The organism is Bacillus sp. SRL337 (assembly GCF_984799155.1).
Map to the genome: position 1 here is coordinate 1,987,640 of NZ_OZ481793.1, position 25,252 is coordinate 2,012,891.

The window sequence follows — 25,252 nt, forward strand, 5'->3', positions numbered from 1 at the left end:
ATTAAGCCAGTGAGGGGAGATATTTGGACTGAAGTTCTTTCAATTGGTCAAGGACAGCATATTCTTCCCAGTAAAAGTTGGTTTTGACCGGAACTTGCAGTTCAAATGTTTCCCATATTCCACTGTCTTCCGAGGCGAAAACAATAATACTTCTGGGGAGATCCCTTTCAAGGCTGAGTACATAGGTTTCAACCTTCTCACGGATGCCATTCATTTTCTTTTTCTCCTCTGCATTACTGACATCCAGATATTCTTCAAAACTGTTAAAGCCATTTTTCATGGCAATCTTCCACTTTCCGCCTTGTTGATCAGGATCTCTTCGATCTGTGTTCAGGTACATGGTAAGGAGTTTGTCAGGTTTTTGTAAATGAAGGTTCTCCAATTTGTTCAATGTTTTGGTTAAACTCATTTGTTTGCCCTCCTTATAAATTCTTATTATGTATTTATCTGAAAAGAAGATGGTGTAAACATTTAATGGAAAATTAACAAGATGGAAACTTTGGAAGAATTAATGGGATCACTCAAAGAATTGGGGAGCGTGTGAATATATTCCTTAAAATTTACAGGCTGTAATGATATGTAATGGTTTCATCATTCTTTTGACACTGTTATGAGATGAGCCTATGTTACTATGACTTCTGTTGGCGTAACAGCCGTAAAGGAGGATACAACATGAAGAAAACATCATGGCTTGCCATTATTGCCATTATTATAATTGGATTTCAAACATTATCTGTACAAGCAGAGGAATATAAAGAAAACGATACTGAAGAAAATGTGAAAGATTACCACAATCTCAAAGAAGGTGACATGCTTTGGGAGCTTGCCTCTAAACAGGATGAAGCTGATTTCACTGTAGAAACAAGGAAGGAACTCATCCAAAATGGTAAAGAAGTCTTGATACCGAAGCAGGTTGAAACAGAAGAGAGCCAGGTTCAAGGTGAAGACAATGTAATAAAAGAAATCGAGGTCAAAGCAACAGCCTATACAGCTTATTGTGATGGCTGCATCGGCATTACAAAAACAGGTGTTGACTTGAGAGCCAATCCAGATGAAAAAGTGATTGCGGTTGACCCGGATGTTATTCCGCTTGGATCCAAGGTATATGTAGAAGGCTTCGGATATGCTACTGCAGAAGATACCGGAAGTGCCATTAATGGAAACCGAATTGACATATTCATTCCGAAACGTGAGGAAGCAATGGAATATGGAGTTAGAAATATTACAGTAGAAATAATTGAATAAAGCAAAAGCAGGGGAAGAATTCTCCTTTAACCCATTAAAGCGCTAAGAGGGACTGTCCCTTTTAGCGCTTTAATGGGTTAACGACCTGGTTTTGTGTTTGGATTTTTTACAGATTGAATTTCTTTTCTATCGCTCATTTGTCGCTCTGCCAGCTCTTTAGCCGCTTCATGCTGGGATGCAGGGTTCTTTTTTGTCATTGATATTTCCTCCTTTTATTTACTTCCATATTCAAGTGTTAGCTTTTGTAAGAGAAAGGGGAATCATTCATTTCTACGCCCTTTCATGGAGGTTTTATTTTTAAGTATCATTTTGAAATTCAGGGAAAAAATAAACCAAGTATTGATACTGGTGCGTAATAAGTTTTCCAATAACTATGCATATTGGTTGATTCTACCCACACCTTCTGATAGGGTTAAAAATGTTGTCTTGTACGGCGGGGCTTTCATTTTACAAATGTGTATGAACAACTAAAAACATTACATACGAAAGGAGAATGATGATGAAGAAAATATCAGGTGTTTTTTGGATCACGGTAGCAATCGTTTTGGCAGCACTGATTTTTGGGGTCACTGCTCCTGGAAGTTTTGAAGAAATGACAGCCAGAGTCCAATCGTTTATTACTACACGGTTCGGCTGGTACTACTTAATTCTTGTTACGGCGATTGTAATTTTCTGTATCTTTCTTATTATCAGCCCAATCGGAACCATTCGCTTGGGGAAACCGGATGAAAAACCTGAATACAGTACATCTACCTGGTTTGCAATGCTGTTCAGTGCTGGAATGGGGATAGGGCTTGTATTCTGGGGAGCAGCAGAACCGCTTTCTCATTTTTTGGCGCCTCCAATGGCAGAGGGAGGTACAAACGAAGCGATCAAAGAGGGAATGCGATACGCGTTCTTCCATTGGGGAATCCATGCTTGGGCCATTTATGCTCTTGTGGCGCTTGCACTTGCTTACTTCCAATTCAGAAAAGGAGAACCCGGTCTTGTATCCGCTACACTGAAACCATTATTTGGTGATCGTGTAAATGGTCCGCTTGGAACCATCATTGATGTTCTGGCAGTCTTTGCGACTGTTGTCGGGGTTGCTACAACGCTTGGCTTCGGTGCTGCCCAAATCAATGGAGGGCTTTCCTACCTTTTCGGGATTCCAAACAACTTTACCGTGCAGTTTATCATTATTGCGGTTGTAACCGTCCTGTTCATGATCTCCGCTTGGTCGGGATTAAGTAAAGGTATTAAATATTTGAGTAACACGAATATGGTACTTGCTGTTGCTTTGCTTGTACTGATTTTCATTGTCGGTCCGACACTGCTTACTTTGAATTTGTTTACGGACACTCTTGGTGCTTACGTACAAAATCTCGTGAGGATGTCTTTCCGTATTGCTCCGCTGAACTCTGACCACCAGGAATGGATCAATGGCTGGACCATTTTCTACTGGGCATGGTGGATTTCCTGGTCTCCATTCGTCGGGATCTTCATTGCGCGTGTGTCCCGCGGAAGAACCATCCGTGAATTTTTATTCGGAGTGCTTCTGCTGCCAGCCCTGGTAAGCATGATCTGGTTCACGATCTTTGGAACTGCCGCAATTGACATTCAGCAATCAGGTGTGGTGGATCTATCTAGTTACGCCACTGAAGAAGTGCTGTTTGCGGTATTCAATGAAATTCCATTATCAGCCGTCCTATCGATTGTGGCTGTAATACTAATCAGTACATTCTTTATTACTTCTGCTGACTCTGCGACATTTGTATTGGGAATGCAGACAACTTACGGATCATTGACACCTCCGAATACGGTGAAATTGACTTGGGGTATTGCCCAGTCAACAGTAGCGTTGATCTTGATGTACAGCGGCGGGCTCCAAGCCTTGCAAAATGCTTTGATTATTGCGGCGTTCCCGTTCTCAATGATCATGATCTTGATGATGGTGTCACTATATAAAGCGTTGACGAAAGAAAAGAAAGAGTTAGGTTTATATCTTAAACCGAAACCACGTAATAAAGTTAAATGATAACGAAAAAACAGGCAGGCCAGAACATGGGGCTGCCTGTTTTTTTTGTGGAGGATTACGGGCTGCCCGAACTATTGGAAGCGACCAACACTTTGAATCGGTAAGCTGGGAACAATAAATTTAGTGAATATGGAGGGCTTAGCGGATAGGGGGGAAATGGTGCAACGTATCATGCATAGACCAAATTTTGTGAAGAATAAGGACAAAGTGGCGCAATACCTAGGAGAATGCACCAAAATTCCTAGGCATAGGGGGGAATCGTGCAATACCTCAAGGTAAGCACAAGACTCAAGAGCACATCAGATAAAGAGGTCGATTGACTAAAGGGAACCAGCCGCAGCACATCATCAAATTCCCGATTCCGTCAAAATCGCGACTCTTTCGACTCCTCTCCGGCGATTTCTGTCCCGATTCCGCCCGAATGGCGACTCTTTAGACTCCTCTCCGGCGATTTCTGTCCCGATTCCACCCGAATCGCGACTCTTTAGAGACTCCTCTCCGGCGATTTCTGTCCCGATTCCACCCGAATCGCGACTCCCTGGACTCCTCTCCGGCAATTTCTGTCCTGATTCCACCCGAATCGCGACTCCCTGGACTCCTCTCCGGCGATTTCTGTCCCGATTCCGCCCGAATCGCGACTCCCTAGACTCTTCTCCGGCCTTTCCTGTCCCGATTCCACCCGAATCGCGACTCCCTGGACTCTTCTCCGGCGATTTCTGTCCCGATTCCACCCGAATCGCGACTCCCTAGACTCCTCTCCGGCAATTTCTGTCCTGATTCCACCCGATCGCGACTCTTTAGACTCCTCTCCGGAGATTTCTGTCCCGATTCCGCCAAAATCGCGACTCCCTGGACTCCTCTCCGGCGATTTCTGTCCCGATTCCACCCGAATCGCGACTCTTTAGACTCCTCTCCGGAGATTTCTGTCCCGATTCCGCCAAAATCGCGACTCCCTGGACTCCTCTCCAGAGATTTCTGTCCCGATTCCACCCGAATCGCGACTCCCTGGACTCCTCTCCGGCCTTTCCTGTCCCGATTCCACCCGAATCGCGACTCCCTAGACTCTTCTCCGGCGATTTCTGTCCCGATTCCACCCGAATCGCGACTCTTTAGAATCCTCTCCAGAGATTTCTGTCCCGATTCCGCCCGAATCGCGACTCCCTGGAATCCTCTCCGGCCTTTCCTGTCCCGATTCCGCCCGAATCGCGACTCCCTAGACTCCTCTCCGGCGATTTCTGTCCCGATTCCACCCGAATCGCGACACCTTTCCCTGTTCCCAGCTGCTTTCTGTCCCGATATATAAAGCACCAGTGCAAAAACCTAAAGTTTTTTGGTTATTCAGGGCGTTTACTTCAGTCATTCTTCTCTGTAAAGCATACAGTGTAATAACCATGGTACGAGGAGGTGTTCATGTATGTACGGATACGGCGGATACGGCTACGGTGGTGGCGGTGGCTATGGCAGCACTTTTGTGTTGATTGTAGTTCTATTCATTCTTTTGATCATCGTTGGTGCAGCTTATGTAAACTAATGATGGCGATAGCTTCAGTGGAACGTCCCGCTGAAGCTGTTTTATTTTTGTGAAGAATAAACATTTCAGCGCTTAAGTGTTTTTTTGGAGGCTCGACGTCTATCTTCAACTCCAAAGGATTCGAGTCAAAAGAAGAATAGCCATTAAGGATTCCAATGCCCAGGGGCTTCTCTATAGCTTGACAGGGGTTATACATGGCGCGTTTGCCTTTTCTTGATTAGGATTGATACATTAGGACCCTTTTTTGCTTTCCAGAAGACTATCAGTTGCTTATACCTTCAAGTTTTCTTAAAATAAGAAAGACATTTATTAAAAGGTTGATGCATCTAAATGGCTAAAAAACGCCGAAAACGGAAAATTAATAGGAAGTCGCCTCTAAAGATCCTGCTTATTCCTTTTACAATTCTTCTGACTTACTTTATTGTATATGGTGGATTTTTGACCTATCAAGAACTGTCAGAGGAAGCAAGAGACGAAATTCCCCCTGAATATATCCCGATCTATAAAGACGCTTCCCGTGAATATGGAGTGCCATGGAACCTGCTTGCTGCTCACCATAGGGTCGAAACAAAATTTTCTACAATGAAGACGATGGTGTCGGCCGTGGGAGCTGAAGGCCCCTTTCAATTTATGCCCTGCACGTTTGTCGGATGGTCACACCCCACTTGTGAAGGCCTCGGTAAAGGAGACATTCCAAAAGAAGAGTTGACTGATCCCGAAGTAATTGCAAAGTATGGAGGGTACGGTGTAGATGCCAACGGTGACGGCAGAGCAGATCCGTGGGATATTGAAGATGCCGTCTTCAGTGCAGCCAACTACCTTGCGAACAATGGAGCTGCGGACGGAGACCTCGAAAAGGCTGTTTTTGCCTACAACCACAGCGAACAGTATGTAGAAGATGTGTTGTTCTTTGCAGAAAGATATAAACAGGAAAACACAAAAAAACAGGCTGCTGATTGATTCAGTTTACAGCAGCCTGTTTTTTCTTTTTCCATGGTTAACGATTCTTCCTCATGCTTTTCATGATCAAGCTCAACAAGAAGACGAGAATTATTGCGCCGATCAATGCGGGAATGATTGCCATGCCGGCTATGTCAGGACCGAAATCCCCGAAGATTAAACCGCCAAGCCAAGCACCAATAATCCCGGCGATAATGTTCCCGATTATACCTCCTGGGACGTCTCTTCCCAGAATCAAACCTGCAAGCCATCCGATAATACCGCCAATGATCAAATATAGAATAAAACTCATACTATTTTTCCTCCTAATTGAATAAATTTAATTTCTTGTTTAATATACACAGAACATCAAGATGTTAAACCAGATCATATTTTGGGTATATCTATAGTTTCCCTTGAGGAAGGAATAATAATGATGAAATCTTCACCATTAGGAGCAGCAGCTATGAATAAAGCAGAAAGAATGATACAACAATGGAAAACAGCATTGATTGCTGAGATTCAAAAGTTAAAAGAGTTTGAAAGCAGGGGGATTACAATTATAAAGGGCCAGTACTTGGATACCTCTGAAGGGGGCGCTGTGTATTGGCTGGTAATGGCATATCCAGCAAGCTTGTTTCAAGGAGGATCGATTATCTTTGAATATGGAAGAAAAAAGCATGAAGGCAAGGTGCTTTCTTCTGAAGGGGTCGATGTAATCGTCGAGTTGGATTGTGATTTGGGCGAAGAGATAGGGAGAGGGTTATTACATAATGAGCCATGGGACCTTCTTAACCAATTAATTGAGCGGCTGGAGGAGATAGAAGAAGATACAGTAAAACTAAAGATGGTTGAAAGGGTAATGAATCCTGGAGAGAAGACTTACCATCCGGCTGAAAAGGCCAAGAATCATGTCCATGAAGCAGTATTAAGGTCCAAGTATAACCCGGTTACCTATATATGGGGACCGCCCGGCACCGGAAAAACATATACATTGGCACGCACTGCTGCTTATCAATATGTAAATGACCGAAAGATCCTGCTTCTTTCACACAGCAATGCAGCAATCGATGTGTTGACTTTGGAGCTAAGCAAGTTCTTGCAGGAAAACGGGAAGTGGACGCCTGGAGAAGTCATCCGCTATGGCATACCAGAAAAAGAAGAAGTCCATTCCCATCCTGAATTAAGTGTGGTCAAACTGACTGAAATGGAAGATATACGTGTAAGTGAACGAAAACATAAATTTGAACGAAAACGAATCTTGTTAAAGAAGAGATTATCGGTCAAGTTCAACTCAAAGGATTCTGCTCAGTTGACTAAAGTTGAAGTGGGATTAGTGAAACTGAGGGAGAAACTGAGGAAAATGGAAGGGCAATTTGTCAATGATGCGAGAGTGGTGGCGACCACTCTTTCAAAAGCGGCCATCGATCCGATGATATATCAGACCCAGTTTGACCTGATCATCATTGATGAAGCGAGCATGGCATATACCCCGCAAATAGCTTTTGCAGCAACACTTGGGACAAGGGTCGTCATATGCGGGGATTTCAAGCAGCTTCCGCCGATAGCTGTGTCTCGGCATAGATTGGCAGAAAAGTGGCTTAAGGAGGATATTTTTCATTTAGCGGATATCGCCAGCCAGGTTGAACAAGGCGGCCACCCCCCGCACTTGTTGCTTTTGCCAGTCCAGCGGAGGATGCACCCTGATATATCCGCCTTCACAAATGACTTTTTTTATCATTCTTTGGTGAAAGACCACCCTGACATTCGGAAACAGCGTACCCAAGTTACAAACCTTGACCCTTTTCCAGGGGAAGCAATCTTCTTATTTCCTCTTATTGACGGATTACCATGGTGTCTGACAGACAGCGGCTCAAGGTGGAATGTAATGTCTAGCCTGGTGTCTCTGCAACTGATGCTTGCAGCCAATGAAGCAGGAATGACATCGGTCGGATACGTCACTCCCTACAGGGCACAAGCGAAATGGATGAACCGAATCATCCCAGTATTCTTTAACAAACGTGATATTCCAACATCTGCGGACATCTTTGCATCAACTGTCCATAAGTTTCAGGGATCGGAAAAAGACATGATTTTATTCGATCTTACAGACAGCTCGCCGCAGGAAAAAGCGGGCATGTTGTTAACAAAGAAAGGAAGTGGCCGGCTCATCAACGTGTCGGTGACCAGAGCAAAAAGTAAATTCATCTTGCTGGGCGACCATCAGTTTGTCAAAAGGCGTGTATCCGGCGATAAGCCGGTTCGTAAATTAATTGATTTTATGGAAAAGAGACTGTCTGAGTCCCTTCCTGATCCGTACTCTGTTTTTATACAGAACCATACGAAGAGGTTGAGGTGGTTCAAAAAAACGGACCTGGCAAAGATAAAAAAGGATATCATCAATGCAAAGTCAGAAGTTTTTCTATCGTTTGAAAAAGTAGAAGATATTCCAGAGAGTATATGGAGGGCAGTAAGGAGTGTCGAAGAAAAGAAAACTATAATAATATTATGTAAACATAACAAAGGAATTCCTTTAAACGACTATAAAACCGATGCACGGGAATTCATTCAGCCATTCATCGGCTTTGATCAAAAGGTTTTATGGTACGGTCTTACTGAAAACGAATCAGTAAAGGATTCGTTTCCATACATGGCCCGGGTGTTTTCAGGGAACTTTTATATTGCATATGAATCCAATTTGCCATATCAAAGAGAATGAAGCGTTTGCACAAAGGTTTTCCCTGTATTAAAATAACAGAAAGAGAGCTCACCAAAAGGAGGAATATCCTATGAAGAAGTTCAAAATGTGCATTGAATTTTGTATGATGTGAAACTACTCGCCTAAAGCCGCGAGGTTCGCGGAAGAGTTATTCAACCATTTTCGGGGGGACCTGGAAGAAGTGAAATTGACTCCTTCATCAGGAGGCGCATTTGAAGTGTCGGTGGATGGAGAGAAAATCTACTCTAAATTGGATACAGGAGTCTTTCCTGATCCAGACGAAATCATTGAACACATAGAGAATAAATAGGGATCAGCCTCACTGCCGGCTGATCCTTTTTTTATATTTGACCTTGGAACCGGATGACCGAAGGAGCCGGCTGTTTGTCGAGCGCTTTCAATATATGGATTTCCAAATATTCTTTCTGGGGATATAACTGTATCGGATGATACTTTAAGGAGAAGGGGAAGTTGACAGACCTGGCCTTCGTTCTATCTTTTTCTTTAGGGATAATCTCGATGGTAAGTGTTTGATTTTTTTTAGTAAGGATGACTTCCTGAACTGAAAATTTTTCGGTCGTTACTTCAACAATGTACGCTTCCGTGGTATCGAATAAATCGACCCTGAATTGTGTTTCATCGAGTTGAGTAGTATAAGGGTCAAGCAGCCAGTCTTTCATCCATTGTTCCCAGTCTTCTAATTTAAAATCATCTCCCGAATATGTCATGTTTTCCTCCATCTTTCCTTTGGGCTTATTTCGAGACTGTAAAGAAGAAAATAAGCTTTCCTTTTCAACAGTTTATTCTTTTTGGGTTATGATGTGTGGGTGGTATAATGTGAAATATTCACTGTGTATGGAATCGGAGGCAACGAGTATGAAAGAACTGTTAAGAAACATCCCTTCTATCCATGAAATTCAACATGAGGAAAGCTTTGACCAAATGGTGAAGGAACAAGGCATCTCAATGGACCAGGGAACAAAACTCATTAAAGAAGCTGTGGCCAGCCTCAGGAGCCAAATCCTGAATGGGACTTGGAACGGTCCGCTGCCTGGAAGTGCGGGCTTGAATAACCATCTGATCCAACAAGCCGGAAAGGCAGCAAACAGTAAATTTTCCTATACTTTATCAAAAGTAATCAATGCCAGCGGCACCGTTTTGCACACCAACCTTGGAAGGGCAAGATTGAGTCAAACTGCAGCCAGGCATGTGCTGGAAATCGCCAGCAATTATAATAATTTAGAATATAATCTTGAAAAAGGCACAAGGGGCTCCAGGCATACACATGCTGAGACGCTCATAAAGGAAGTCACCGGGGCAGAAGCGGCGATGGTGGTCAATAATAATGCTGCTGCTGTTTTCTTAATCCTTTCTGCTCTTGGTAAGGGAAAAGAAGTGATTGTTTCAAGAGGGGAGCTTGTAGAGATCGGAGGCTCATTCCGTGTATCCTCGATCATGGAAGAAAGCGGTACAGAGTTGATTGAAGTCGGAACAACCAACAAAACGCGGATTTCTGATTACGCTGAAAAGATAAACGACAATACGTCAATGCTCATGAAAGTTCACAGAAGTAATTTTGTCATCAAAGGGTTTACGGAAGAAGTCAAGACAGACGAGCTGGCCAAACTATCAGCGGAATACGATGATGTGATTTTTTACGAGGATTTGGGAAGCGGTATGCTTTATGACTTAAAGAAACATGGCATTGGTTCCGAACCATTGGTTAAGGATGTAATTGCAAAGGAGGCGGACGTTGTTTCATTCAGCGGTGATAAACTGCTTGGGGGACCGCAGGCGGGAATCATCGCCGGCAAAAGAGAACTCATTGAAAAGTTGAAAAAACATCAGCTGTCCCGGGTTTTACGTGTGGATAAGATGACGTTGGCAGCTTTGGAAGGAACCCTACTGGATTACCTGAAAGGGGAGGAAAAAAACATCCCAGCTTACAAATCGCTGCTGAAGGAGCCAGGCGAATTAAAAATGATAGCAGAAGAGATGCAGCGTTCTATTATGGAATCCGGGTGCTTCTCTGCTGAAGTAAAACCGGGTAAAAGCCAGGTTGGAGGCGGGACGATGCCGGAAGTGGAACTTAATACATATGTCCTTTCCCTTGGGCACAGCCATATGGATGCTGCGCAGTTGGAAAAAAAGCTTCGAAAAGCCGACACCCCGATTATCGCCAGGATCCATAGAGACGAAGTACTTCTCGATTTCAGGACTGTCAATGAAGAAGAGATTCATGTGATTCGCCAAACTTTATTAGGACTGGGAAATAGGTAGAATCAAAAACACAGTCTCAAGCAAGGAGACTGTGTTTTTCAAAGAAGAAAAGGCCATGTTCCAAATAGTCAACTAAGGAACCCATGGCTGATTGCTGCTCCTCCTGGCGATAACTCATCTTCGAATCGCTTTCGCAGACATAATACTTTTTTCAAAGCGGAGCCGGTCTGCTGCCTTTTCGTCTACATGTCGTGATGCTGATTATGCTTCTGGCGGGTATGGTTACGGTTCTTCACTTTTTTTGACCCGCTTAAAGGTTCTGGTTGACCGGTAGGCTGTCCTTTAGTGGAATTTCTGCGCATATCTTTACCATCATTTTTGTTCACTTTGCATCCCTCCTAGAAGTAGAATGTGGATTTTGGCGGTCCGTTATTCATCTCCTATATGCTTGAGGGAATTCAGCGTCGCGTATAATTCCCTCAGGTTAAGGAGATTCTAACAATGGATTATTCTTCTAAAGGAGATGACTTCATGCCATATCATAAAGATAAACAGCAGGCCTTTCAGGCAGCACAGCAAGGTCATGAGGAAGTAAAAGATGCAGTGAATGAATTGGTACTGGATGGTGCTGACTACGGCCATCAGCTGGCGCACCTGAAGAATGAAGTGAATGAGGCGTACCAACAGATTGAAAATGCACTTGAAACCGCTTCTGAGCATCAGCGCGGTCAGCTTGAAAAAATGAAAGATGACCTCTCATCTGTCATGCAGCAAGTAAACCAAAATCCGAACTGAACAAAAGAAAGGGATCGGCCAACTTTTGGCCGATCCCTTTCTTGTTCAGCATTGTCAATATCGAACAAGCCAAATTACAAAATGTTATATGAAATTAAAGCAACTTCTAGGGAGCCGCGGACTTCAGGTTATCCGGATGCCAACCAGCTCAACCCCATACTGATAACGGACTTGCCGGCTAATCCTTTGGTATTCAGCTGCAATAGCCCGGCGGCCATCAGATTTGCACCTATCTACATGAGGTAATTCTTCATCGATTGGCTTTGCTCATCTTGAACCATTGGTACAATGCAAGTGGCCGCCCAGTTCCTGCGCTGCTGAGCATGAATATTCCAGCTTTCACTACACTTTCGCGCAGGGCGGATTCGCTACAGCTAGTACAGAAACCACTCCAATTACTTAGTTTTAAAATGCAAGGCCTTTCAATTGAGTAAAGGGCGCAATATTTGTTACTATATAGTTGAAATTGTTTGATTATTGATTTTTCTTGCGCTTTTTGTTGTTTTGTCTTTGAGCAGCAGTCAACGGTTCATTAGAAAACTCTTCATTATATCCTGCACCTGTACCTTGAGCTTTAGCGGCATTCATGCCCTCGCGGATATGATTAGCTTTTCTTTTGGCCATTCCGGTCACCTCCCTTTACAGTTATCGTTTCCTCGGGAGGGCGATGCTATGAGTTGAAACCAATTTCATTTGTTTTTTCAGGATAATAAGTAGTGCACAGAGAAGTCTGATTTTTTTAATAAAAACCTTATTTAAATGGTTTTTTAGTCAGAGACGAAATGAAAAGTGGAAATCCTATAAGAAAAACTTATCAAACACAATAACTTTCTTGATATTTACTTATGTAATCGCTTGTATTAAGATGTTAATGTGACCAAGTTAAAAAAATCAAACTTTTCATCACATGTAAATCGTTACAATCTCTAAGAGGGGGAATCGAGATGGCGAAGAACGACGTATTTAAATCCCGTGCTTCATTCGAGGCAGCGGGGAAACGCTATCATTTTTATCGTTTAAAAGCATTAGAAGAGGCTGGCGTAGCCAACGTTTCACGTTTGCCTTACTCAGTGAAGGTATTGCTTGAATCAGTACTGCGTCAATATGACGGCCGCGTAATCAACAAAGAGCATGTAGAAAACCTTGCAAAATTTGGATCTAAAGATGTGAAGGATGCTGAAGTTCCATTCAAGCCTTCACGTGTAATCCTGCAGGATTTCACAGGAGTACCTGCAGTAGTAGACTTGGCCTCCTTGCGTAAAGCAATGGCTGATATCGGCGGAGATCCAGACAAAATCAATCCGGAAATCCCGGTTGATCTTGTTATTGACCACTCTGTACAGGTTGATAAATATGGAACAGCCGACTCACTTGCAGTCAATATGGACCTTGAATTCGAACGGAATGCAGAACGTTACCAGTTCTTAAGCTGGGCACAAAAAGCATTCAAGAACTACCGTGCAGTACCGCCGGCAACTGGTATTGTCCACCAGGTTAACCTTGAGTTCCTTGCAGATGTCGTTCACGCAGTTGAAAACGAAGACGGTGAATTTGAAACATATCCTGATACACTTGTGGGTACTGACTCCCATACAACCATGATCAATGGTATCGGTGTACTTGGGTGGGGCGTAGGCGGTATCGAGGCAGAAGCAGGAATGCTTGGACAGCCTTCATACTTCCCGATCCCTGAAGTAATCGGCGTTAAAATGACTGGAGCACTGCCAAACGGCGCGACTGCAACAGACTTAGCGCTTAAAGTCACTCAAGTCCTGCGCCAAAAAGGTGTTGTAGGTAAATTTGTCGAGTACTTTGGCGAAGGTGTTGCAACGCTTCCGCTCGCTGACCGTGCGACAATTGCCAACATGGCGCCTGAATATGGTGCAACTTGCGGATTCTTCCCGGTAGATGCCGAGTCGCTTGACTACATGCGTTTGACTGGCCGTTCTGAAGAACACATCAATGTTGTTGAACAGTACCTGAAAGAAAACGACATGTTCTTCACTCCGGATAATGAGGATCCAATCTACACGGATGTTGTGGAAATCAATTTGTCCGAAATCGAACCAAATCTATCCGGCCCTAAGCGTCCGCAGGATTTGATCCCGCTTTCCGATATGAAACCTTCTTTCCATAAAGCGATTACAAATCCTGAAGGAGTCCAAGGATTCGGCCTTGATGAAAAAGAAATTGAAAAGACAGCCACTTATACTAACCAGGCTGGCGAAGAAGTGAAAATTCCTACAGGAGGCATCGGTATTGCCGCAATTACTTCTTGTACGAACACTTCTAACCCTTACGTAATGCTGGGGGCAGGACTTGTAGCGAAAAAGGCCGCTGAAAAAGGCATGATTGTACCGGATTACGTGAAGACTTCCCTTGCACCTGGTTCAAAGGTTGTTACAGGATATCTTCAGGATTCCGGATTGCTCGAACCGCTTGAAAAGCTTGGATTCAACCTTGTCGGTTACGGCTGTACAACATGTATCGGTAACTCAGGTCCACTCCGTCCTGAAGTCGAGAAGGCTGTTGCAGATGCAGACTTGCTTCTGACTTCCGTTCTTTCCGGTAACCGTAACTTTGAAGGGCGTATCCACCCGCTTGTAAAAGCAAACTACCTTGCTTCACCTCCGTTGGTTGTAGCCTATGCGCTTGCTGGTACAGTGGATATCGACCTTAAAAACGATTCACTTGGAAAAGATAAAGACGGAAACGATGTCTTCTTTGCTGATATCTGGCCGACTCAAGATGAAGTGAAGGATGTTGTAAAACAAACCGTTACACCTGAGTTGTTCCGCAGGGAATATGAAAATGTATTCAATGATAACAAACGCTGGAACGAAATCAAAACAAGCAACGAACCATTGTACAGCTTTGATGACCAATCAACGTACATTCAGAACCCTCCATTCTTTGAAGGCCTTGCTCCGGTTCCGGAAGATATCAAGCCTTTAGATGGACTGAGAGTGGTAGGTAAGTTCGGTGACTCCGTAACTACGGATCATATTTCTCCTGCCGGTGCCATCGGTAAAGATACACCAGCTGGTAAGTACCTGCGCAGCAATGGCGTAGAGCCTCGCGACTTCAACTCTTATGGTTCCCGCCGTGGTAACCATGAAGTAATGATGCGCGGGACATTCGCCAACATCCGTATCCGTAACCGCATTGCTCCTGGAACCGAAGGCGGATTTACAACGTTCTGGCCTGAAGATGAAGTAATGGCAATGTACGATGCATGCATGAAGTACAAAGAGCAGGGAATCGGCCTTGCGGTACTTGCTGGCAAAGATTACGGAATGGGATCTTCCCGTGACTGGGCTGCCAAAGGGACAAACCTTCTTGGCATCAAAACAGTCATCGCAGAAAGCTATGAGCGTATCCACCGTTCAAACCTTGTGATGATGGGTGTTCTTCCTCTTCAATTCAAGAAGGGTGAAAATGCTGATACACTTGGACTGAAAGGCACAGAATCCATCTCTGTGGATCTTGCTGAAGGTGTAAAACCTCGTGATATCATCAAAGTTACGGCTGCTGATGAAGACGGCAACAAAACTGAATTCGAAGCACTTGTCCGTTTCGACTCAGATGTTGAAGTTGACTACTACCGTCACGGCGGGATCCTGCAAATGGTCCTTCGCGACAAACTTAAAGCATAATGATGTAAAAACACCCGTTTCGCAAGTGGAACGGGTGTTTTTTTATCATAAAATTGAAACTAATAAATTCAGACAGGCTTTCATAATATATAACGAATACGAATTTTTGGAGGCCTGAATCAGTGAAAAAGCTGATGGGAATAGTTTTAATAATCTTATTTACAGTAGTTGTTTATACGGAGAATAAATCAATGCCGGGAATGTATGACATTGAAAAAGAATCAAAAGCAATTCAAACATCTGTAAATTCTAAAGCAGCTTCTGTTAGTGGGATAACTGACCGTCTTCCTGGGCCTAAACTTGGAAGCCCAGCACCCGAGTTCACACTCATGTCATTAACAGGACAGAAAGTATCATTATCAGATTTTAAAGGAAAGAAAGTTTTAATCAATTTTTGGGCAGCCTGGTGTACCCCGTGTACAAATGAACTCCCGGCGTTAGAAGCATTTACAACTTCGACACAGAAAGACATTGAAGTTCTCTCCATCAATATCGATCCAGAGGATCGTGCAGGAGAATTCGCCAAGGAGGCAGGAATAACATTCCCAGTCCTTCTGGATAAAGATGACAACGTTAATGAAGACTATCAGATTATTTCCATTCCAACCACCATTTTAATAAACGAGGAAGGGAATGTAATGAATAAACACATCGGGGCCATGGATGAAGAAGGATTTCATGTTTTTGTACAATAAAAATAAAGAGAAAACCCTCTCTTTTTAAAAATTTTAGAAAATTGATTATAATTCATGGGAAGATTGCCCATACTAAAAGTAAATTGCAATAGAAGAGAGGGTAAAGAAATGCGAAGAATAAGGAAAAAATCATTTGCCGATCTAGTAAACGAAAATAAAAAAGCGTTAATGATGGATGCAGAAGCTATTGATGCCATTGAAAAGAGAGTGGAAGCCAGGCTGGAAATCAAACGGATGGAGAAAGCCGAGTAACGTTCATAAGGTGGCTCAATTCGATTTAGTTCAACTTTCAGGACAGGCATTCGGTCAGGAATGCCTAAAATATTTGTTCTGGAGAAAACACCACGAAGGGAGGGTTAGTGTCCGAATCGGGCGGTAATTCGGACATGAATCCCCGCTCAGAGCGAAAACGAGTCTGAACCAGATGCCAATATGCACAGAAATGGAATCATAAAATCGAAAAGAGTCAAGGGTGGTCCCAAATCAGGAAAGAAACCAATAAAGGCCAAGGAAGCTGCAATTCCACCGAAATAAACCCCAATACTTTAAACTTTCCAAAGTAAGTCACGATTTAACCGGAATTCAGCCGAGGAATCTAAAAAGCAAAGCTAAATTGGGACGAGATTTCTCCTTAAACCACGGGATTTTTTGAATAAGTTGCGGAAAACCTGACCCGGCTCATCAAAACCATCCACCCACGACATTTAGCTTCGAGTCGCTCCCGCATTTCCAAACAATATCAAACATGGACTAAGCTGCATACGTTGATTCCCAACAGAGCCAGGAATAACTAATAAAAGAATGCTCATATCTCCCCATCCTTTGGAAATTCTAATGATTAAGGGAGGGATTTTTTTATGAGTAATCCAAAAGGAAGCAGAAGTCACTTTGTGCCGAATCATCTTGGAACCCAGCCTCGTGCAGCAGGAGGGAACAAAGGGAAACAAATGCAGGACAAGTCAGGGAAACACGCTCAGGTGATCCAGACTAAAGGAGAATAGCTTCGCAGGAGTAACTCTTATTCTAAGGAGGAACCGCAATGGCAGAAGAATATAACAATCACTCGAATCCAGATGACCGCAGTGACAACGTCGAGAAGCTGCAAAGCATGGTTTTTCACACAATCCAGAATATGGAGAGAGCTGAAGAATCCATGGCCAATACTGATAGTCAAGAACAAATGCAGGCTATCGAAGCAAAAAATGATCGCCGCCGTGAAAGCATTGACGCATTCAGGAGCGAACTGAAAGATGAAGCAGCCTACCAAAGAAACGGCCAGGGGAACCAGGATAGATAAAGCGGGAGCTGCCGGAATGTACCGGCAGCTTCTTCTTCTATGGGCATGAGACTTACATATGTTAAAATTGAGGATAAATCCAGAAAGCAAAGGTGATATTTTATGTACATATCAGAAAAAAGCATTGAAGTGCGTTATGCGGAAACAGACCAAATGGGTGTCGTTTATCACGCCAATTACTTGGTATGGATGGAATTGGGAAGAACTAAACTGATTGAAGATTTAGGCTTTAGGTATGCAGATATGGAGAAGGATGGGATTATTTCTCCCGTGATTGATATAGAAATTAGCTACAAAAGTCCTGTCAGGTATGGGGAAAAGGCTATTGTGAAAACCTGGATTGAGTCGTATGACGGACTAAGGGTGACATACGGGTATGAAATTTTCACGGAAAAAGGTGCCTTGTCGGTTACAGCAATTTCCAAGCATGTATGTGTAAAAAAAGATACGTTCAGGCCGATATCAGTTAAGAGACAATATCCTCAATGGCATGAAGCATATGAGAAAGCCAAAAAATAAAAAGGTTATGTGATGAAATATGGCATTTGGCATAGATAGAAACGAATTAAAAAAGTGGAAACAGGATATCGATAACGGAGAAATATCATTCCTTACTCATTATTGGCTTGACGAGCGTTTCCCTGAATGTAAAACGGTAACAAAAGTCGGTGCCAGGGATATTGATGCACTTGCTGAATGGGGAAAACCATATGGGTTGAAACGAGAATGGATTGATGCGAGGAGAACGGATTATCCTCACTTTGATCTTCTTGGGGAAAAGCAGAAACAGGTTCTTAAATGCGAAAAACTAAACAATCATTTGAATCGGTTTTTTTAGTCAAGAAATTGACAATTGACTGCACTCCCCTGTCATAGTACATTCAATCTATCTACTATTTTTAACTGGGGTATAATATGACAAAAATGAAAGTTTATCAGTATAAATTAATCGATAATATCAGAAAAAAGTTATCTGAGTGGTTAAGCTCGGATAAAGAAATCCCGGCTGCTGAAGTAAAGCGTTTTTTCCATTCTATCAGCGGGACAGCGCCTACCATCGAGCTTGACGAGATTGGTGGTTTGGCTGCGGAAGCGATGAAAATCGCTGATATTAATGGGGAACTTACATGGAATAGAAAAAACATTCAGGAGATCATCTCTCCTCTTTTAAAGGAATGCTATCAGTTTGAATATGAAAATGAAATCGACTTCCCGATTAAGGCTGATATGAGTGAAAAAAGGAAGATTGTTTTTCTGGTAGAAAACGATACAAGCTTCCTCATTTCCATTAAAGATTATTTGGAACAGAAAGGGTTCCATGTGTTCGGTTTCACCGATGCAGATAAGGCAATCTCAGCATTGTATGATGTGAAACCCGACTGTATCCTGCTGGATATTTTTCTTGGAGATCAAAGTGGGCTGGACACACTGGCACATATTTCAAAGACCGTTCAAAAGCAATATGTCCCTGTTGTAATGCTGTCAGATGCAAATTCAGATGCCCTCCGAATCGAAAGTTATAAACAAGGAGCGGATGATTTTATCCAAAAGCCCTTTGTCTTAGAGGAACTCTTCATCAGGGTGAACAGACAGATAGAGCGGAAGGGGTTTGTCGATCATTTAATTTTAGTCGATGAATTAACCAGATTGTATAATCGGAAATACCTCCGCAACTCGTTTGCGCATCTGTGTGCGAAGCAATGGGAGGAAGAGCAGAATTTATCCATTGCCTTTTTGGATCTGGATTATTTTAAAAGGGTAAATGACCAATATGGCCATCTTACAGGTGACACTGTCTTAAAAGAATTTTCAATGTTTGTTAAAAAAAGACTCAGACCGGAGGATATCCTGATAAGGTATGGCGGCGAGGAATTCGTTTTGCTGTCTCCTGAAACAACAGCTGTGAAATGCAAAGAACAGCTGGAAAAAATATTAGCTGCCTTTTCAGCACATATGTTTAAGGCAGAAGGCAGCCATGAATTCAGTTGTACGTTTTCTTCTGGTGTAGTTGATGTGGATGCTTCCGTTTCTACTTCCTTATCTTACTGGCTGGATATGGCAGACCTTGCACTGTATCAATCGAAAGAGAATGGAAGAAATCAGGTGACCTTGTTCAACCGGAGCATGTCCTCATCCTTCAAAGCTGTTTCCATTGCCTTGCTGGAGGACGACCCCATTATGCAGGTGCTGCTTTCCAATACAATAAAGCAGACCGCAGCTGAATGCGAAATCCCAATAAAGATTTCAAAATTTGAGAGCGGGGAGCAGTTCCTTGGGAGCAGGTGGATGGAACAAAATCAAAGGGGCATGGTTCTTCTGAATATCTTCATGGATGGAATGAGCGGAATCGAGACCTTGAAGCAAGCGGATTTTGCTGCATTTACAGTCTTGATGCTGTCTGCAGAAACAGGACGGAATGAGATGATGCAGGCGATAGAACTGGGTGTAGCCGACTATGTCATTAAACCCTTCTCCATTCATTCGCTGGAAAACAAGATTTTATTCTATTTAACTAGATTAACAGATAATAGTAGGGAGAATACACATGAAGAGAATATTAATAGCTGAAGATGAAGATGTCCTCCGTATGTTGATCATGGATACACTCGAAGACGAGGGCTATGATATACATGAGGCAGGCGACGGGGAGGAAGCGGAATCCCTTGCCGATTCTTTGAAATTTGATTTAATACTGCTGGATTATATGATGCCGGGCAAAACCGGCCTTGAAGTGATCGAGACCATACGCAGCGGCAGTTTGAACAAATATACAAAGATCATGATGCTTACGGCAAAGAGCCAGAAGTCAGATGAACAAACAATCCTGGGAGCGGGTGCTGATTATTTTCTATCCAAACCGTTCAGCCCTATGCTGTTGGCAGAAAGAGTAGAGGAAATATTGGCAGAAGATGAATAATTATTTTCAAACAAGTCTTTCAAGGCGATTTGCTTCCTTGATGATGGTCTTTATCCTTCTTTTTTTGGTAGGGGCAAGCATTATTCTATATATTCAGTTTAACGTACAAGAAGATCTTGAAAGAGAGAACAGGATCACACTGCAGAAGGAAGATATCATCATTGAAATCGATGAGAACTTTAACCAGGCAATCATGGATATCAGGGGATATATTGCTTTTGGAAATAAAAATCTTAAGGACAGTGCGTTGGGCCAGCAGGAGGAGATAAGCAGCCTGCTAATTCAATTCGGTAATTTGGCTCTTTCATCAAAGGATCAAAAATTCTCCGAGGAGATGGAGTCCTTTTACAATCATTACTTTGAGGAGCTGCTCCCTCCGACTTTAACGGATTACGAAGAAGGAAATTTGGATGCGATCGTCAGCCGTGCAAATGATTTTGCCACTCCTCAAATCCAAACCTTTCAAAATAATTTAAATCGTTATCATAAGAGTTTGGAAGATCAGGTGAAAGAAAATGGAGAGGTCCTTGCTTCTGTCTATAATGATCTCCAATGGACGATGTTTATATTTGTTCTGTTCATGCTGGTCATTCTGCTTTCCATCACGCGAATCAGCTTGAATAGAATTGGAAAACCATTAAGAGAACTTGCCTTTGCTGCAGATAAAGTCAGCAGGGGAGAGGAATCTGAAATTGTTTTTACCCCCGACAAGAGAAGAGATGAAATTTCGATTTTGAAGAACAGTTTTTTACAAATGTTTTCCTTTATCAAGGAAAATGAGCAGCACTTGAAAGACAACAATGACGAACTCTCAGAGCAGCAGGAAGAACTTCAGGCCCAGCAGTTTGAATTGGAAAATCTTCTGGGCCAAATGGAAAACCGTGAGAATCAGCTGCGCCACAGGAACAAACTCATCAATAGCTTATCCAATTCCCTAGATAAGCAGGAAGTTCTTGATTCAATCGTCAAAGGATTTTCAAGTGTACTGCATGCCGACAGGGGCATCATTGCAATCCTTGATGCGGATAAGACTTTTGCAAAATGGAGTGTCCATGATAAAGGCGTGAAGCAATTCATCAGCCATTTGGAAAATGGTCTGATGGAGAGGTTACAGGAAGAGAAGGAAGCTTTCGTCATCAAGAGAAGGCTTCCTAGGGAAGAAAAAGGAATTCATAATGAGGAGCAGCCATGCTGGGATCTATATATTCCAGTCCTCTCATACAATGGAAATATTGAAGCGGTGATGGTCTATTCCCGTTTTTCAGGAGGCTACTCTGCCGAAGAAATACAAGAGTACTTCTCCCTTGCGAAACAGGTTTCAATCTCATTGGAAAAAATCAAGGTTTTTGAAACATCTGAAACAGATCGAATCATGAATAATGATATCTTAAACACCATCCATGAAGGAGTGCAGCTGCTGGATACAGCCGGGAGGATCCTTCACTTAAATGAAACGTTCTGTTCCATCTACACCTGTCATGAACCGCGTGTGTATATAGGAAAACCTTTCTTGGAGTGGTTTGAGCGGATACACGAACGGGTTGAAAATCCAAATGAAATCCATGATTTCATCCATCAGTTATTTTCAGGTGAGGACAATGCCCCAAAGCAAACCCAGTATAAAATCAGTGATGGGCAGCAAAAGATGATACAGGTTTATGCAGAGCCTCTCTATAGAAATGATATATTGTCTGGCTGGGTCCTTGTTCATCGTGACTTTACAAAGGAATATGAAGCTGACCAGATGAAGAATGAATTGGTCAGTACTGTGTCTCATGAGCTGCGCACACCTCTTGCCAGTGTACTGGGCTATACCGAACTGCTGATAAATCGTGAGCTGAAACCCGAAAGACAGAAGAAGTACCTGGGCACCATTCATCAGGAAGCAAACCGATTGACAGCCCTTATCAACGACTTCCTTGATGTACAGAGAATGGAAGCAGGTAAACAGACCTATGATAAAAAATATGAGTCTCTTACTCCTCTCTTAAAACAAGTAATTGAAGGAATTAGAATCAGCACCGACATCCACGATATACAGCTTGTCAGTAATAGTAAAGATGACATCGTGCTTGGGGACCGAGATAAATTGATTCAGGTTTTCCAGAATTTAATTCAAAATGCAGTGAAGTATTCCCCCGGTGGAGGTAACATCACCATTAACCTGCAAGCCCGGGCGAATGATGTCCGGATTTCCATCATGGACGAAGGACTGGGAATTCCGGAAGACGCCATACCTAATCTCTTCACTAAGTTCTTCCGCGTGGATAACTCGGACAGGAGAAAGATAGGAGGGACAGGATTGGGGCTTGCGATTGCAAAAGAGATCATTAAAGCCCATGATGGAGACATCACTCTGACCTCAAAGATTGGCCATGGAAGTACTTTTGCTGTCATTCTCCCAAGGATGAAAAGCATTGCTGAATACAGACATGAAGCTGGTTCTATAGGGATGGACAGAGGACGGATTGTTATCGTGGAAGATGACCAGCAGCTGGCCTCCCTGATGTCACATGAATTATCAGAAAGCGGTTTTGCCATCTCAACCTTCTCGAACGGAGAAGAGGCATTATTATCCATAGAGGAAAACCCACCTGATGCGCTTATCCTGGATATCATGTTAAGCATGTCGCAAATGGATGGACTGGATATCCTTAAAACGGTAAAAAACCGCTCCGATTTAAAAGACATCCCTGTGTTTGTATCAACAGCGTTGGATGAAAAAGAGAAGGTAATGAGGATGGGAGCTGAAGGCTTTCTGGTAAAACCTTATTTACCAAGCAAACTGACAGAGATGGTACTGGACAATCTGAAAGGATAAATCAAAAAATGAAGGCGGGATGGACCGCCTTCATTTTTGTCATTTTTTATATTCATATGCCGGTTCGTCTAGTTTTTCATTGTAATTCACATGAAGGTCATGATCAGAAAAGAACCAGATGTCATTTTCCTCGACAAAGAAAGTGGTTCCGTCCACTTCTGTTTTCGTACCGATGTCAATAGGGTCTTCCTTATTCACCCCTAATGAGAAGGAATCATGAAGGGGGCTTGAACCGCCATAACGAACATAGAATCGTATGAAATCCCCTTCTTCTATGTTCATCTCGTCTTTAAACCATTTCAATGCTTCGTCTGTAATAGAAATATTCATAGCTGTACTCCTTTCGGTTGCTGTCTTTGTCTATTATATGATGTTTTCCGTATCTTCAGCCAATCATCGGCTCAAAAAGGAAAATGATTGGATTAAGGCATACTCTTTATGTTATTTTAATACTAATACATACCATCCATCTATAAAGGAGGCGGGAGGATGAACAATCTCAAACTATTTCTCATCATTGGAGCAGGAATATTTGGCGGCTTGGTCCTGATGACTTTCGTCCAGCTCGAAAAGATAAATTATAGAATGGAAGCCCTCGGATTTATTGCCGCAGCCGCAGCTGTGTACTTTCTGTTGCTGTGGATGTTCCAAAAACGCATGACGAAAGCCTTTACCGCTGCTGTTTTGGTGTTGGCGGTGCTGGCCGTTACAACTGCAATGTTCCACCATGTCCTTTTCCCTGCTGGCCACTGAAAAAACCTGTCCATTAAATGACCAAAGGTCCTTTTCCGTGTGCCAGAACTAAGAAATCAGCTTTTTACACCGTTTAAGAGTGAATGCCGAGACTCGTCCAAGTGATGAGTCTTTTTTTATATGATACGAAAATCCAGGTAATCCTCATCCTGAATATGGCTAAATGAGCCAACGAGACCGAGATGATAGAGAGAAGCAGGACCGATAAGAGGCAAAATGGGCCAACGAGAATGAGGAACCGGGAGGAACCGGCCTTCCTTGGAAAAAATCCAGTACCGACTTATATACATGAAGATAATCCCTTTTTCGTTGAGCTGCTTCTCATTGAATATGGGGCCACCATTGAAATAAAAACAAACCGGCCTGTCCAAAATCCCAGATCGGTTTGTTTTAACATTTATGCAGTTCATTATGGAAAAGCTGCAGCAAATGGACCTTTTTTCATTTAAGGTTCCATGTTCATCACATGAGACACCATTTCTTCTTCCGGAAAGGATACAAGTCCGTTTTGATTGGCGGCATCAAGCGGCAGGATACGATAGTTTCGGTAGCGGGATTGTGTCACAAACGTCGGTTGGAAATTGATTTCAGGGAAAGTAATCCGTTTTCCGTTCTCATCTATGATTTTCTGGACCTTTACATTCGCAATACCACCGATATTCTTCAGTTCCCCGTCCTGGCCGGAAAGGAAGTTGCCCAATGAATAAATGACGACTGCTTCACGTCCGTCTTCAGTGTTCAGTTTCTCGATTGGCTGCAGAACATGAGGGTGATGGCCGATGATAAGATCCACTCCTGCATTGGTCAACTCCCGGGCAAGCATTTTTTGTGTATCGTTGGGATATCTTTCATACTCATTTCCCCAGTGAGTTGCCATCACCACCATGTCCACTCCCAAAGCTCTTGCTTTTTGAATATCCTGCTTCATTAAATCCAGGTCAATCAGGTTGACAAGATAATCCTTGCCCTCAGGAACAGGAATTCCGTTTGTTCCGTATGTGTACGCCAATAAGGCAAATGAAATCCCATTGACATTAAACGTTCTAATATTTTCACGGTCTTCCTTACTTTTGAATGCCCCGGTATAAGGCATTCCGATTTTCTCATAATGGGAGATGGCACTTAGTACGCCTTTGGTTCCTTTATCCAAGGAATGATTGTTCGCTGTAGTTACAGCGTCGACTCCAAGCTGCTGCAGGGCATCGACTATTTCATAAGGACTGTTAAATGCCGGATAAGTTGAGACCCCGAGCTCGGCTCCGCCTGGAAGGGATTCCTGGTTGGCAATGGTGAAATCAGGACTTTGCAAATAACTCTCTACATCCTGGAACATAGGTACAAAATTATAGGATTCTCCTTCTTCGGCATCCTGATAGACTGTGTTATGTAGCAGTACATCACCGATTGCCCCGATGACAGCCTCACTCGTATAGGACTTTTCCTTAAGGTTTGTTTTAGTACTGGAGTGCAGGGCGGATGTGCCCGATGCTCCAGTTGGATCTTTAGATGACTCAAATTGGTTCAGCACTAACATCAACGCTGCAATCATAAGGATGACAGCGAGCGCAGAACCCCATATAACTTTTTTATTCATTTTCTTTACCATCCACTCTCTACTAATTTTCCTAACGGGCCAAACATTCCTTC

Annotated in this window: 27 protein-coding genes and 1 pseudogene; 19 read left to right on the forward strand and 9 right to left on the reverse strand. The window is 43.0% G+C overall.

The annotated features are described in order from the left end of the window. Nucleotide 1: 1 nt before the first annotated feature. A complete protein-coding gene (locus tag AC4E8A_RS09795; RefSeq protein WP_490198267.1) occupies nt 2-409 on the reverse strand; it encodes a hypothetical protein in 408 nt (135 codons plus the stop codon). Between the two features lie 263 nt (nt 410-672). Between AC4E8A_RS09795 and AC4E8A_RS09800 the strand changes: the two genes are divergently transcribed. Next, nucleotides 673-1,245 (forward strand): 3D domain-containing protein, encoded by a 573-nt coding sequence (locus AC4E8A_RS09800; protein WP_490198268.1) that lies wholly within the window; start codon nt 673-675, stop codon nt 1,243-1,245. A 499-nt stretch (nt 1,246-1,744) separates the two neighbouring features. Beyond that, nucleotides 1,745-3,262: a glycine betaine uptake BCCT transporter gene (locus AC4E8A_RS09805; RefSeq protein WP_490198825.1), complete on the forward strand. Its 1,518-nt coding sequence runs from the start codon at nt 1,745-1,747 to the stop codon at nt 3,260-3,262. A gap of 347 nt (nt 3,263-3,609) precedes the next feature. On the opposite strand, the gene AC4E8A_RS09810 is transcribed toward AC4E8A_RS09805, so the two are convergent. After that, the gene (locus tag AC4E8A_RS09810) at nt 3,610-3,993 is read right to left on the reverse strand and encodes a hypothetical protein (protein WP_490198269.1); all 384 of its coding nucleotides are present in this window, start codon (nt 3,991-3,993) and stop codon (nt 3,610-3,612) included. Next, on the reverse strand, nt 3,905-4,570 hold the full coding sequence (locus AC4E8A_RS09815) for a hypothetical protein (RefSeq protein WP_490198270.1): 666 nt from the start codon (nt 4,568-4,570) through the stop codon (nt 3,905-3,907). The genes AC4E8A_RS09810 and AC4E8A_RS09815 overlap by 89 nt, the downstream gene beginning before the upstream one ends. A 106-nt stretch (nt 4,571-4,676) precedes the next feature. Here AC4E8A_RS09815 and AC4E8A_RS09820 point away from each other — a divergent pair, with 106 nt between their 5' ends. Both AC4E8A_RS09820 and AC4E8A_RS09825 read left to right on the forward strand, forming a co-directional pair. Further along, nucleotides 4,677-4,793, forward strand: coding sequence for a YjcZ family sporulation protein (locus AC4E8A_RS09820; RefSeq protein ID WP_490198272.1), 117 nt, complete (start codon nt 4,677-4,679; stop codon nt 4,791-4,793). A gap of 330 nt (nt 4,794-5,123) precedes the next feature. Further along, entirely contained in the window at nt 5,124-5,753 is a 630-nt protein-coding gene (locus tag AC4E8A_RS09825; RefSeq protein ID WP_490198274.1) for a lytic transglycosylase domain-containing protein, read from the forward strand. Nucleotides 5,754-5,790: 37 nt separating this feature from the next. Here the strand turns inward: AC4E8A_RS09825 and AC4E8A_RS09830 are convergent, their stop codons facing one another. Next, a complete protein-coding gene (locus AC4E8A_RS09830) occupies nt 5,791-6,045 on the reverse strand; it encodes a GlsB/YeaQ/YmgE family stress response membrane protein (RefSeq protein WP_490198275.1) in 255 nt (84 codons plus the stop codon). Between the two features lie 120 nt (nt 6,046-6,165). Between AC4E8A_RS09830 and AC4E8A_RS09835 the strand changes: the two genes are divergently transcribed. Both AC4E8A_RS09835 and AC4E8A_RS09840 read left to right on the forward strand, forming a co-directional pair. Beyond that, complete coding sequence (locus AC4E8A_RS09835; RefSeq protein ID WP_490198276.1) at nt 6,166-8,451, forward strand: AAA domain-containing protein; 2,286 nt, start codon at nt 6,166-6,168, stop codon at nt 8,449-8,451. A 124-nt stretch (nt 8,452-8,575) separates the two neighbouring features. Then, nucleotides 8,576-8,761: pseudogene (locus AC4E8A_RS09840) on the forward strand (Rdx family protein); the annotation flags it as partial. Between the two features lie 31 nt (nt 8,762-8,792). On the opposite strand, the gene AC4E8A_RS09845 reads toward AC4E8A_RS09840, so the two are convergent. Continuing rightward, nucleotides 8,793-9,179: a hypothetical protein gene (locus AC4E8A_RS09845; RefSeq protein WP_490198277.1), complete on the reverse strand. Its 387-nt coding sequence runs from the start codon at nt 9,177-9,179 to the stop codon at nt 8,793-8,795. A gap of 148 nt (nt 9,180-9,327) precedes the next feature. On the opposite strand from AC4E8A_RS09845, the gene selA reads away from it, so the two are divergent. Continuing rightward, complete coding sequence (gene selA, locus AC4E8A_RS09850; RefSeq protein WP_490198278.1) at nt 9,328-10,731, forward strand: L-seryl-tRNA(Sec) selenium transferase; 1,404 nt, start codon at nt 9,328-9,330, stop codon at nt 10,729-10,731. A 182-nt stretch (nt 10,732-10,913) separates the two neighbouring features. Here the strand turns inward: selA and AC4E8A_RS09855 are convergent, their stop codons facing one another. Continuing rightward, nucleotides 10,914-11,057 carry a small acid-soluble spore protein P gene (locus tag AC4E8A_RS09855; protein ID WP_490198280.1) on the reverse strand — a complete coding sequence of 48 codons (144 nt, stop codon included), beginning with the start codon at nt 11,055-11,057 and terminating at the stop codon, nt 10,914-10,916. 145 nt (nt 11,058-11,202) lie between these two features. Here AC4E8A_RS09855 and AC4E8A_RS09860 point away from each other — a divergent pair, with 145 nt between their 5' ends. Continuing rightward, on the forward strand, nt 11,203-11,466 hold the full coding sequence (locus tag AC4E8A_RS09860) for a hypothetical protein (protein WP_490198827.1): 264 nt from the start codon (nt 11,203-11,205) through the stop codon (nt 11,464-11,466). Between the two features lie 474 nt (nt 11,467-11,940). On the opposite strand, the gene sspO is transcribed toward AC4E8A_RS09860, so the two are convergent. Further along, a complete protein-coding gene (gene sspO, locus AC4E8A_RS09865; RefSeq protein ID WP_044022356.1) occupies nt 11,941-12,090 on the reverse strand; it encodes a small acid-soluble spore protein SspO in 150 nt (49 codons plus the stop codon). Between the two features lie 320 nt (nt 12,091-12,410). Here sspO and acnA point away from each other — a divergent pair, with 320 nt between their 5' ends. From acnA to AC4E8A_RS09915, 10 genes are all read left to right on the forward strand, one after another. Next, a complete protein-coding gene (gene acnA, locus AC4E8A_RS09870) occupies nt 12,411-15,122 on the forward strand; it encodes an aconitate hydratase AcnA (protein ID WP_490198281.1) in 2,712 nt (903 codons plus the stop codon). A gap of 122 nt (nt 15,123-15,244) precedes the next feature. Beyond that, nucleotides 15,245-15,817: a peroxiredoxin family protein gene (locus AC4E8A_RS09875; RefSeq protein ID WP_490198282.1), complete on the forward strand. Its 573-nt coding sequence runs from the start codon at nt 15,245-15,247 to the stop codon at nt 15,815-15,817. A gap of 108 nt (nt 15,818-15,925) precedes the next feature. Beyond that, complete coding sequence (locus AC4E8A_RS09880; protein WP_490198283.1) at nt 15,926-16,069, forward strand: FbpB family small basic protein; 144 nt, start codon at nt 15,926-15,928, stop codon at nt 16,067-16,069. A 605-nt stretch (nt 16,070-16,674) separates the two neighbouring features. Beyond that, on the forward strand, nt 16,675-16,818 hold the full coding sequence (locus tag AC4E8A_RS09885) for an acid-soluble spore protein N (protein WP_119545284.1): 144 nt from the start codon (nt 16,675-16,677) through the stop codon (nt 16,816-16,818). A 38-nt stretch (nt 16,819-16,856) separates the two neighbouring features. Beyond that, nucleotides 16,857-17,114: a small acid-soluble spore protein Tlp gene (gene tlp / locus AC4E8A_RS09890; RefSeq protein ID WP_490198285.1), complete on the forward strand. Its 258-nt coding sequence runs from the start codon at nt 16,857-16,859 to the stop codon at nt 17,112-17,114. Between the two features lie 102 nt (nt 17,115-17,216). After that, a complete protein-coding gene (locus tag AC4E8A_RS09895; RefSeq protein ID WP_490198287.1) occupies nt 17,217-17,633 on the forward strand; it encodes an acyl-CoA thioesterase in 417 nt (138 codons plus the stop codon). A gap of 19 nt (nt 17,634-17,652) precedes the next feature. Beyond that, nucleotides 17,653-17,952 carry a hypothetical protein gene (locus tag AC4E8A_RS09900; RefSeq protein WP_490198288.1) on the forward strand — a complete coding sequence of 100 codons (300 nt, stop codon included), beginning with the start codon at nt 17,653-17,655 and terminating at the stop codon, nt 17,950-17,952. Between the two features lie 77 nt (nt 17,953-18,029). After that, entirely contained in the window at nt 18,030-19,682 is a 1,653-nt protein-coding gene (locus AC4E8A_RS09905; RefSeq protein ID WP_490198290.1) for a diguanylate cyclase, read from the forward strand. Further along, complete coding sequence (locus AC4E8A_RS09910) at nt 19,660-20,031, forward strand: response regulator transcription factor (RefSeq protein ID WP_490198292.1); 372 nt, start codon at nt 19,660-19,662, stop codon at nt 20,029-20,031. The genes AC4E8A_RS09905 and AC4E8A_RS09910 overlap by 23 nt, the downstream gene beginning before the upstream one ends. Then, entirely contained in the window at nt 20,024-22,852 is a 2,829-nt protein-coding gene (locus tag AC4E8A_RS09915; protein ID WP_490198294.1) for an ATP-binding protein, read from the forward strand. The genes AC4E8A_RS09910 and AC4E8A_RS09915 overlap by 8 nt, the downstream gene beginning before the upstream one ends. A 39-nt stretch (nt 22,853-22,891) precedes the next feature. Here the strand turns inward: AC4E8A_RS09915 and AC4E8A_RS09920 are convergent, their stop codons facing one another. Beyond that, on the reverse strand, nt 22,892-23,182 hold the full coding sequence (locus AC4E8A_RS09920) for a HesB/YadR/YfhF family protein (RefSeq protein WP_490198296.1): 291 nt from the start codon (nt 23,180-23,182) through the stop codon (nt 22,892-22,894). 159 nt (nt 23,183-23,341) lie between these two features. Between AC4E8A_RS09920 and AC4E8A_RS09925 the strand changes: the two genes are divergently transcribed. Then, a complete protein-coding gene (locus AC4E8A_RS09925; RefSeq protein ID WP_490198298.1) occupies nt 23,342-23,605 on the forward strand; it encodes a hypothetical protein in 264 nt (87 codons plus the stop codon). Nucleotides 23,606-24,050: 445 nt separating this feature from the next. Here AC4E8A_RS09925 and AC4E8A_RS09930 read toward each other — a convergent pair whose 3' ends face one another. Continuing rightward, nucleotides 24,051-25,199 carry a CapA family protein gene (locus tag AC4E8A_RS09930; RefSeq protein ID WP_490198300.1) on the reverse strand — a complete coding sequence of 383 codons (1,149 nt, stop codon included), beginning with the start codon at nt 25,197-25,199 and terminating at the stop codon, nt 24,051-24,053. Nucleotides 25,200-25,252 lie beyond the last annotated feature (53 nt).

Bases quoted from the DNA above. Each gene is read 5' to 3' on its own strand.
- acnA (WP_490198281.1), top strand. From the start codon at position 12,411: ATGGCGAAGAACGACGTATTTAAATCCCGTGCTTCATTCGAGGCAGCG.
- AC4E8A_RS09825 (WP_490198274.1), top strand. From the start codon at position 5,124: ATGGCTAAAAAACGCCGAAAACGGAAAATTAATAGGAAGTCGCCTCTA.
- AC4E8A_RS09910 (WP_490198292.1), top strand. From the start codon at position 19,660: ATGAAGAGAATATTAATAGCTGAAGATGAAGATGTCCTCCGTATGTTG.
- selA (WP_490198278.1), top strand. From the start codon at position 9,328: ATGAAAGAACTGTTAAGAAACATCCCTTCTATCCATGAAATTCAACAT.
- AC4E8A_RS09895 (WP_490198287.1), top strand. From the start codon at position 17,217: ATGTACATATCAGAAAAAAGCATTGAAGTGCGTTATGCGGAAACAGAC.
- AC4E8A_RS09835 (WP_490198276.1), top strand. From the start codon at position 6,166: ATGATGAAATCTTCACCATTAGGAGCAGCAGCTATGAATAAAGCAGAA.
- AC4E8A_RS09900 (WP_490198288.1), top strand. From the start codon at position 17,653: ATGGCATTTGGCATAGATAGAAACGAATTAAAAAAGTGGAAACAGGAT.
- AC4E8A_RS09820 (WP_490198272.1), top strand. From the start codon at position 4,677: ATGTACGGATACGGCGGATACGGCTACGGTGGTGGCGGTGGCTATGGC.
- AC4E8A_RS09925 (WP_490198298.1), top strand. From the start codon at position 23,342: ATGAACAATCTCAAACTATTTCTCATCATTGGAGCAGGAATATTTGGC.
- AC4E8A_RS09905 (WP_490198290.1), top strand. From the start codon at position 18,030: ATGACAAAAATGAAAGTTTATCAGTATAAATTAATCGATAATATCAGA.
- AC4E8A_RS09860 (WP_490198827.1), top strand. From the start codon at position 11,203: ATGCCATATCATAAAGATAAACAGCAGGCCTTTCAGGCAGCACAGCAA.
- AC4E8A_RS09920 (WP_490198296.1), bottom strand. From the start codon at position 23,182: ATGAATATTTCTATTACAGACGAAGCATTGAAATGGTTTAAAGACGAG.
- AC4E8A_RS09805 (WP_490198825.1), top strand. From the start codon at position 1,745: ATGAAGAAAATATCAGGTGTTTTTTGGATCACGGTAGCAATCGTTTTG.
- AC4E8A_RS09845 (WP_490198277.1), bottom strand. From the start codon at position 9,179: ATGACATATTCGGGAGATGATTTTAAATTAGAAGACTGGGAACAATGG.
- AC4E8A_RS09930 (WP_490198300.1), bottom strand. From the start codon at position 25,199: ATGAATAAAAAAGTTATATGGGGTTCTGCGCTCGCTGTCATCCTTATG.
- AC4E8A_RS09795 (WP_490198267.1), bottom strand. From the start codon at position 409: ATGAGTTTAACCAAAACATTGAACAAATTGGAGAACCTTCATTTACAA.
- AC4E8A_RS09885 (WP_119545284.1), top strand. From the start codon at position 16,675: ATGAGTAATCCAAAAGGAAGCAGAAGTCACTTTGTGCCGAATCATCTT.
- AC4E8A_RS09830 (WP_490198275.1), bottom strand. From the start codon at position 6,045: ATGAGTTTTATTCTATATTTGATCATTGGCGGTATTATCGGATGGCTT.
- AC4E8A_RS09800 (WP_490198268.1), top strand. From the start codon at position 673: ATGAAGAAAACATCATGGCTTGCCATTATTGCCATTATTATAATTGGA.
- sspO (WP_044022356.1), bottom strand. From the start codon at position 12,090: ATGGCCAAAAGAAAAGCTAATCATATCCGCGAGGGCATGAATGCCGCT.
- AC4E8A_RS09880 (WP_490198283.1), top strand. From the start codon at position 15,926: ATGCGAAGAATAAGGAAAAAATCATTTGCCGATCTAGTAAACGAAAAT.
- tlp (WP_490198285.1), top strand. From the start codon at position 16,857: ATGGCAGAAGAATATAACAATCACTCGAATCCAGATGACCGCAGTGAC.
- AC4E8A_RS09915 (WP_490198294.1), top strand. From the start codon at position 20,024: ATGAATAATTATTTTCAAACAAGTCTTTCAAGGCGATTTGCTTCCTTG.